This is a genomic window from uncultured Campylobacter sp. (assembly GCF_937997535.1).
Taxonomy (GTDB): domain Bacteria; phylum Campylobacterota; class Campylobacteria; order Campylobacterales; family Campylobacteraceae; genus Campylobacter_B.
This window is the reverse complement of sequence record NZ_CALKTT010000001.1, coordinates 23,879-31,701: the sequence shown is the minus strand read 5'-3', so window position 1 is coordinate 31,701 and position 7,823 is coordinate 23,879. Positions and strand designations below refer to the sequence as shown.

The 7,823-nt window shown below is 48.9% G+C and carries 6 protein-coding genes; all 6 read right to left on the bottom strand.

Annotated features, from left to right (window positions below; genetic code table 11):
- Positions 1-722: 722 nt before the first annotated feature.
- Positions 723-1,148 (bottom strand): TOBE domain-containing protein, encoded by a 426-nt coding sequence (locus tag Q0117_RS00160; RefSeq protein ID WP_297920868.1) that lies wholly within the window; start codon positions 1,146-1,148, stop codon positions 723-725.
- A gap of 474 nt (positions 1,149-1,622) precedes the next feature.
- Entirely contained in the window at positions 1,623-1,979 is a 357-nt protein-coding gene (locus Q0117_RS00155; protein WP_297920864.1) for a DUF488 family protein, read from the bottom strand.
- Between the two features lie 20 nt (positions 1,980-1,999).
- On the bottom strand, positions 2,000-3,346 hold the full coding sequence (gene purF / locus Q0117_RS00150) for an amidophosphoribosyltransferase (RefSeq protein WP_297920861.1): 1,347 nt from the start codon (positions 3,344-3,346) through the stop codon (positions 2,000-2,002).
- Between the two features lie 52 nt (positions 3,347-3,398).
- Entirely contained in the window at positions 3,399-3,590 is a 192-nt protein-coding gene (locus tag Q0117_RS00145; RefSeq protein WP_297920858.1) for a nucleotidyltransferase domain-containing protein, read from the bottom strand.
- Positions 3,591-3,618: 28 nt separating this feature from the next.
- Complete coding sequence (gene dapB / locus Q0117_RS00140; protein ID WP_297920855.1) at positions 3,619-4,380, bottom strand: 4-hydroxy-tetrahydrodipicolinate reductase; 762 nt, start codon at positions 4,378-4,380, stop codon at positions 3,619-3,621.
- 50 nt (positions 4,381-4,430) lie between these two features.
- Positions 4,431-7,793 carry a DUF748 domain-containing protein gene (locus tag Q0117_RS00135; protein ID WP_297920852.1) on the bottom strand — a complete coding sequence of 1,121 codons (3,363 nt, stop codon included), beginning with the start codon at positions 7,791-7,793 and terminating at the stop codon, positions 4,431-4,433.
- Positions 7,794-7,823 lie beyond the last annotated feature (30 nt).

Genomic DNA, 7,823 nt, shown 5'->3' with positions numbered 1-7,823 from the left:
ATTGCTTGCAAGGTACAAGTGTATTTAAAAGGTGCACATCGGCTAGCTAATGTTGTCGTCTATGGAGGCACGAATAGCGTTTGGCTCGAAGTTATCGGCGTAAAACTCATCGTGTCTTATTTGCGCAAGAGTGGTTAAATTTCGCAGCAAGCGGCAAAGTAGGGGGTGAAGTGTGTATCGTGATCTTTTTGGACCGGGTGTGGGTTTTGCGAAGTGTCTCTGTCGCGCTTGGAGAGTTTAAATTTTAAAATTTACCGCATCGCGTAGTATTTTGCAAAACATCGTACCGCCGCCGCGAAAAGATATGCCGAGCCTGCCGCTGTAAAAGTGTGATGATCGGTCATTACCGAGCAAAGTAGCACCGCAGCAAGCGCGTAAAATATGAAAGCGCATTGCTATAAGCGAGCGGGCAGAGTGAAGAGGAGCCCGCGTTTCATAGATATCTCGTGCTAGTGGGGCTTGCGCGATGAATGGATGCAAATCCTGCGCAAAATGCGCACTGCGGTAAAATAGGGTAAGACCGCTCTTGGTGTGATTGGGGCTGGATGTCGCGCGGGGTGTATCTGCGCGCATGAGAGAAAAGAGCGCTTATAGCGCGATTTGAGCTGCTACGAAATTTGATTTATCAAAAGAGATTTTTGAAGAAGGAGCGAAATTTATAAAATTTCACTCTTTGATTTTGTGATGTTTAAAGCGTGCACATCGTTTCGCGTAACGCAGGATTATTTTACGCCGACGATGATTTGAGTAGATTTGATGATTGCGGTTACTTCATCATCTTTTTTAAGCGCTAAATTCTTAACCGATTCGTTTGTGACGGTTGCGCTTAAATTCTCGCCGCCGGCGCTTCTGACGCTGATCTCGGCATTTACCGCACCCTCTTTAACGGCGGTGATTTTGCCCTTTATCTGGTTGGTCGCGCTTAAGCGTAGATCGTTCTCGCCTTTGGAGATGATGACGCTTGGGGCTTTGAATAAAAATACCGCCTCTTTGCCCGCTTTTAGATCTAGACCTTTTTCGGAATCGGTCGTAACGGTCGCTTTTAGCACGTCGCCGCCCTTAGTTTTGCCTACGATTAGCGAGTTTACCGCACCTGTTTTTACCTCTGTGATCACAACGTTAAGTTGATTCCTTGCACTGATTGCCATTTTTGGCTCCTTCTAAAAAAATATGGGCGAATATTAGCGGCAAATTCTTAAATGAAATTTAAAAATGCTGCGTGTAAGAAATTAATTTGATTTGTTGCGAATTTATATTAAGCCCACTTTTTAAATTCCTAGCTTGCATTATGAAAAATAGCGTTAAAAAATAGATGAAATTCTAAATTTGCATATATTAAATCGAGTTATTTTCCTTGAAATTTTATTCGCTTTTTATAAAATTCTGCGTTTTTTAGAGCTCTGACGCAAAATTTAGCGTTTGTTTTATGCGCACCTGCGAAGTTACATCCGGATAGAAAATTTATCTCAAATCGCGTCTGGCAAGGCTTTAAGAGCGCTCCGCTTACGCCTGTTCGCTGAATTCTATGCCTCGCACATTGGTTTTACTAGTGGATTGGCGAGTGAGGCGGTTTTACATTTGCTTTAAAATTATGGCGAGCGGTGCGCTTTGAGCGCAAAATTTCAGCGCACCTTGCTTTGCAGAAAATCACGCAGAATCATCGCGTGGTTGCAGTGCTCGTCCTTTGCGGCATATAGCAGCGTGACGACCGGCTCGTTTTTAACCTTTTTTAAAAACTCCGCCACAGCGGGATTTTGCTCAAGCTCAGCCAGGTAAAGCTCCTTAAAATTGGCGAAATTCTCAGGCTTATGCGCGAAAAGCTTACGTATTTCGGTGCTAGGCGTTATATCTTTCGCCCACATATCAAGCTCCAGCGCGTCTTTTTTTATGCCGCGCGGCCAAAGTCTGTCACATAGTACGCGAAATCCATCCTCTTTCTCCGCGCTCTCATAGACGCGCTTAATTTTAAATTTTGTCATAGTTTGCTCCTTTAAATTTGCTAATCCTTGATAAAATAATCGCCGTCGAAGCTTACGAGCGAGTATTTGCGCTCGCCCCCAAGCGCTTCTACGAGCTCCGGTACGCTAAGGAACGTGAGGCTGTCGGCGCCTATAAATTTGCAAATTTCATCCGTGCTCATATTTGCGGCGATCAGCTCGCGCACGCTCGGCGTGTCGATGCCGTAGCGCTCGGGATATTTAAGCTCCGGGCTTGCGATGCACATATGTACGTGCGCCGCGCCCGCATGGCGCAGAAGCTCGACGATCTTTTTGCTCGTAGTGCCGCGTACGATGCTATCGTCCACGACGACGACGCTCTTGCCGTGCAGTGCCGCGCCGATCGGGTTTAGCTTGAGTTTGACCTTTAAATTTCGTACCTCTTGCGTCGGCTCGATGAAGGTACGGCCGATGTAGTGGTTGCGCACGATCGCCATCTCGAAGGGCAGCTTGCTCTCTTGCGCGAAACCAAGCGCCGCCGGCACGCCGCTATCGGGCACGGGCACGACGAAATCGGCTTTTAGCTCTTTACATTTTCGCGCGAGCGCCGCGCCCAGTTTTTTTCTGACCTCATATACGTTTTTGCCCTCTACGACGCTGTCGGGGCGCGCGAAGTAGATGTATTCAAACGCGCAAATTCTAGCCTCCGCGGCTTTTAAAATTTCAAGCGAGCTGAACTCATCCTTGCCCTCTTCGAAAATTACCATCTCGCCGGGCTTCACGTCGCGGACGAACTCGGCTTCTACGAGATCAAACGCGCAGGTTTCGCTCGCGACGATGTAGCCGCCGTCTTTGAGCCTGCCGATGCTGAGCGGACGCACGCCGTAGCGATCGCGCACGGCAAACATCTTCGAGCGGCTTAAAATCAGAAGCGAGTACGCGCCCACGCACTGATTCAGAGCTTCGACGATGCGGTCTTTTAGATGCTCCTGCTTGCTACGGGCGATGAGGTGCAGTATGTTTTCGGTGTCCATGCCGGACTGAAAAATCGCCCCCTCGCTTACGAGCTTGTGGCGAATTTCGTCTTTGTTGATCAAATTTCCGTTATGAACGATAGAGATCTCCCCAAGAGCGTAGTTGCCCGCAACGGGCTGTGCGTCCTTTAGACTATCTGCACCCGCGGTGCCGTAGCGGTTGTGACCGATCGCGATGTTGCCTTTTAAAATTTCAAAACTCGCGGGGCTAAAAACCTCCGTCACGAGCCCCGTGGCTTTGATCGTTTTGATGTGATGGTTGAAGCTCGAGCTGATGCCGCTTGCCTCCTGGCCGCGGTGCTGCATGGCAAAAAGCCCGTAATACGCGGTTTTAGCCGCACCTTCGGAATTTATGACTCCCACGATTGCGCACATTTTCTAACCTCTTAAATTTTATTTTTTAGAAATTTATCTATATTTTGTTTTATCATTGACGGCTCGCCGTCCGGCATTTTGTCGGCGCCTCATCAAATAGATCGGCTGAAATTTTAAACATCTCGGCGATATTCGCTCCGCCTTTGGCGTAGCTACCGAATAGTCCGACTTTGTAAATTCCAAAGCTTTCAAGCTCAGGCTTTAGCTCACGCAAAAAATTTAAAATTTCATCTTTAGTTGGCATTTTATTCTCTTAAATTTAGCCGCAAAGCCTAGATTCCTAAGCAGTCGTCGATACCGTAAAGCCCGCTATTTTGGGACGCTAGCCATACTGCGGCCTTTATCGCGCCTCTGGCAAAGGTCGCGCGCGAAGTGGCCGTATGACTTAGCTCGACGAACTCGCCCTCGCCGTAAAATCCCACGGTGTGGCGCCCGACTATATCGCCGCCGCGCAGCGACATCACGGCGATCTCGTCTTTGCCGCGCTCGCCGATGAGCCCGTCGCGACCGCTTACGCGCACGTCTTTTAAGTTTAGCCCGCGCGCGCTTGCGGCGCTTTCCGCAAGGCTCATCGCCGTGCCGCTCGGGGCGTCTTTTTTGTGGCGGTGGTGCATCTCTAAAATTTCGCAGTCAAAATCGCGCAAGCTCCTGCTGGCAAGCGCTACGAGTTTGTTTAACACCGCGACGCCCAGGCTCATATTCGTAGCGTGCAGCACGGGCATTTTTGCGCTGCATTCGCGCAGTAGCCGCTCGCCTTCCTCGCCTAGAGCCGTCGTGCCGATGCAAAGCGGCTTTGGATGCGAAAGCGCAAATTTCATTAAGCTTATTGCGCCGTCTCGGATCGTAAAGTCTATCACGACGTCGCAGCCGCTAAAAAGCTCGTCGTAGCTGCGGCTTGCGGCGCAGCTCGGCGTATAATCAAGCGGAGCGACCGTGTAGATCACGCTTGCTCGTGCCTGATCGAAATTTTTCAGGCATTCGTAGATCATCGTGCCCATTCTGCCGCTTCCGCCGTGAATTCCTATATTTATCATCGCTCATCCTTTAAATTCAGTCCGCTTAGTATAGCCAAATTTTGCTTACGCTATTTTTCAAGACCCAGGTTTAGCGGGATGAAGTTGTTTTGTTTGAGCTCGGCTTCGCTCGGCTTTTTGATCTCTATGCGAGAAGCGCTTACGCCGCGCTGCACGAGTGCCGATTGCACGGCGGCCGCTCTGGCAAGGGCTAACTCATCAAGACGGGAGCGGGTAAATTTCTGCGCGCTTATCAGCTCCTCCATCGCCTCATCGCCGCTAGCTTTGATGCCGTATTTGATCTTAAGCGCCGCTATAGCTTCATCCGTGGAGAGCCCCTGCTTATTAGACATCAGCGTAAGCGTGTTTTGAAGCGAGCGCCTTTGAAACTCGTGAGTATCGAGCTTTTCGTTATACGCAGAATTTAGAATGATCTTAAGATCGGGCTTAGCTTTTGCGACCTTGGCTAAATCATCGATTTTAGAGCTTTCGCTGATTAAAATTTCGCTGCTCGCCGCCTCAAAATCGATACTTTCCAGCTTTTTCGTATCTACGCCCGCGATCTTTCCCATAAATCTAAACGGACTTAGTACGATGTCCGATAGTAGCTTTTTGATCGCGCCCCAAACAAGCGCGCCGTAGCTAAATTTCGGATCGCTTAGCGTGCCGCTTAAAGGCAAGCTAATATCGATCTGATCGTCGCTGTCCTTTAGAATCGATACCACTAGACCGATCGGAAGGCTCAGCGCATCCTTGCTCTGCACCTCTTTGCCAAGCTCGAAGCGGTCTAAATTTAGATCATTGCTTGCGTTTAGCTTGCCATCGTCGATTTTGTAGGCGAGTTTTAAATTTAACTTACCGCCCGCGATTTCGTTGCCGATATATTTGGCGGTATAGGGCGATGCGGGCACAAGCGGGATCTCCTTTAAAACGACGTTTATATCGCTTTTGCGTTTAAAATCCAGCGGATAGGCGCGCACCGTGATGCTCGCTAGCCCGCTTCCGCTTACGAGCGAGCTAAGCTTGATATCCGCCGCTCGCTTCGGGCTGATCTCGCTGATGCTTGCTTTCATATCGCTGATGCGCAGTTTAAAGGGTGTTGCTAGACTCTCATCAGTGAAATTTAAACTTCCGCCGCTAAGCGAGATGTTTTTTACGCTCCACGCAAAGTTTGCCCCGTTTTTTGCGGATCTATTAGGCGCAGCTTGGGCGGGCTTTGCGGTCTGTTTTGCCTGCGCGGCGGGCTTTATCAGCGAGAGCAAATTTAAACGCCTGTCTTTATTTAGCGAGATATTTGCCGCGGGCGAGCCAAGAGCGATCTTATTTAGCGTGAGAGAGTTTGGGCTCAGCGCGATTTGCGCGACATTTAGCGATGCAAGGGAGAAAATTTTATCCCTGCCCGAGCTTAGCGCCAAGCCCTTGCCCGATAGCTTTGCTTCGAGCGAGAATGTGTTTGAAAGCTTCAGCTGCCCTTGCGTAGCGAGCTCGCCTGCGATGGAGCCCGTGATAAATTCCGCGGCGTATTTGTTAAAAACGCTCAAGTTCGGCGCATTTAGGTTGAAGTTCACGCCTACGTTAAGCGGCGCGATACTAGCCTTGCCGTCCGCGTTAGCGGTGATCTCGCCCGTGATAAGGCTTGCTTTGATACCGAAAGGCTCGGCGAAATTCGAGCTTAGCCCGCTTAGCGTGGCGCTGAAATCCTTGATCTCGTGCACGTTGTTTTTAACGATAAAGCTCTCGTCGATCTTAGCCTTTGCGCCGGTTACGGAGGCCTCGCCGATCTTAAATTTTAAAGCGGGGCTTTTGGCGGGCTTTTTAGAATCCGAATTTGCGCCGCTTGCCGTAGAGTTTACATCCGCCGGGTTTGTATCGCCCGCGCTCGCCGTTTTTTTGGAGCTCGCAGGATTTTTAGAGATCGCGCTTAAAATCGCCAGATCGTTTATGCTTTTGGCGCCGTTAACGTCCACTTCCGAGTTGAAAAACGGCTCGTTTAGCAAAATTTTATCCACGCCCAGATCGAGATCCGCGACGTTAAATTTAACCCCTTGCACGCCGAAGCTTTCAAATCCGCTAAAAATTCCGTTTTTGTTTGCGATTTTGGAGTTTGAAATTTTAGCGAACTCCAGGCTTACGCCGTTTTGCGCGCCCTCTTTGTCGTAGCTAAACGCGCCCAGCTCGGTTGCGGCGAGTGAAATTTTGTCGCTGCGCGCTAGCGTAATCTGCGTGTCCGCGATATTAAAGGCGCCAAAGCCCGTATGAAGGGCCGTATCGTTACCTTCGGCGTTAAATTTCAAAAAATTTTCCGTGATTTTAGTATCGTTTGAGACGACCGAAATTTGCGGATTTGCAAAGCTTGAGCGGTTTAGATCTACGCTTTTTACGGCGGAGTTTAGCCGCAAGTTTGCCCCCGTTTTATTAAAATCCAGCGCAAAATCTGCAATTCGCGCTCCCTCAAAGCCCGTGGAAATTTTGGTTTCGCCCATATCGTATTTTGCGCCCAAAACTAGAACTTGCGGAATCATCACTTTGCCTGAAATTTCATTCGAAATGTCCGTATTTAGCTCAAAGCTCGGGATTTTTAGCGAGTCTAGCGAAATTAAGCTTTGATCTTGCAAAATTTCTAGACTTTGCAGCTCGAGCTTTGAGTTTTCAAGCGCAAATTTTATATTTTCATCGAGGCTCGATCGGTAATTTAGAGTAGCGGAAAGGAAGCCGTTTTTAAACCGCACGCCGCTAGGATCGAGATACGATAGCCAAAACGGATCGATTTTCAGCCGCGAGATATCTACCTTGCCGTGCAGACGAAGAGGCGCCAGGTCAATGGCTCCATCGAAGCTTAGCGCGTCGTATGTACGCGAAACGGCGCTTAAATCGTGCTCGCCGATCGTTTCGTCCTTTAAATTTAGTCCGTTGATCTCATAATTTAGCTCGGTCGAGATGAGCGAAAACGGCCTTTTCAGGGAGTTATCGACGTAGCCCAGAGAGCCGCGCTCGATCTTAAAATTATTCAGCGTGATGTTGAAGCTGGAGTTTTCATCCTTGCTTTCGCTTTTTTGCTCCGAAAGTAGCGGCTCGAAATTGAAAGTACCGTTTTGCTCACGCTCGACGTGAAATTTAGGCGATTTTAGGTGCAAAATTTCTACCGCGAGAGTCTTTTTAAAAAGCTTTGAAAAACCGATTTTTAAATTTATCTCATCGGCGCTAAATAGCGGCTTAAAAGTGCTAAGCTCCGGCTTGGTGACGTTTAGCTCGTAGGTAAAGGGGTTAAATTTGGCGTCCTGCACGCTAAAGCTCGCTCTGCCCTCTAAAATTTTAGGCAGCGCCTTTTCGATAAAAAGTGGCACGCCGAAAAAGCCCGCGAGCACGTAAAATAGCGCAAATCCGCCCAAGCCGCAAGCAAACTTACGCCAGTGTTTTATAAAAAAATTTTTCATTTTTCCGCTCATTAATTTTGATAGCGTAAA

Excerpts from the sequence above, each read along its gene's own strand:
- Q0117_RS00145 (WP_297920858.1), bottom strand. The coding sequence starts at position 3,590 with ATGCCAACTAAAGATGAAATTTTAAATTTTTTGCGTGAGCTAAAGCCT.
- Q0117_RS00155 (WP_297920864.1), bottom strand. The coding sequence starts at position 1,979 with ATGACAAAATTTAAAATTAAGCGCGTCTATGAGAGCGCGGAGAAAGAG.
- dapB (WP_297920855.1), bottom strand. The coding sequence starts at position 4,380 with ATGATAAATATAGGAATTCACGGCGGAAGCGGCAGAATGGGCACGATG.
- Q0117_RS00135 (WP_297920852.1), bottom strand. The coding sequence starts at position 7,793 with ATGAAAAATTTTTTTATAAAACACTGGCGTAAGTTTGCTTGCGGCTTG.
- purF (WP_297920861.1), bottom strand. The coding sequence starts at position 3,346 with ATGTGCGCAATCGTGGGAGTCATAAATTCCGAAGGTGCGGCTAAAACC.
- Q0117_RS00160 (WP_297920868.1), bottom strand. The coding sequence starts at position 1,148 with ATGGCAATCAGTGCAAGGAATCAACTTAACGTTGTGATCACAGAGGTA.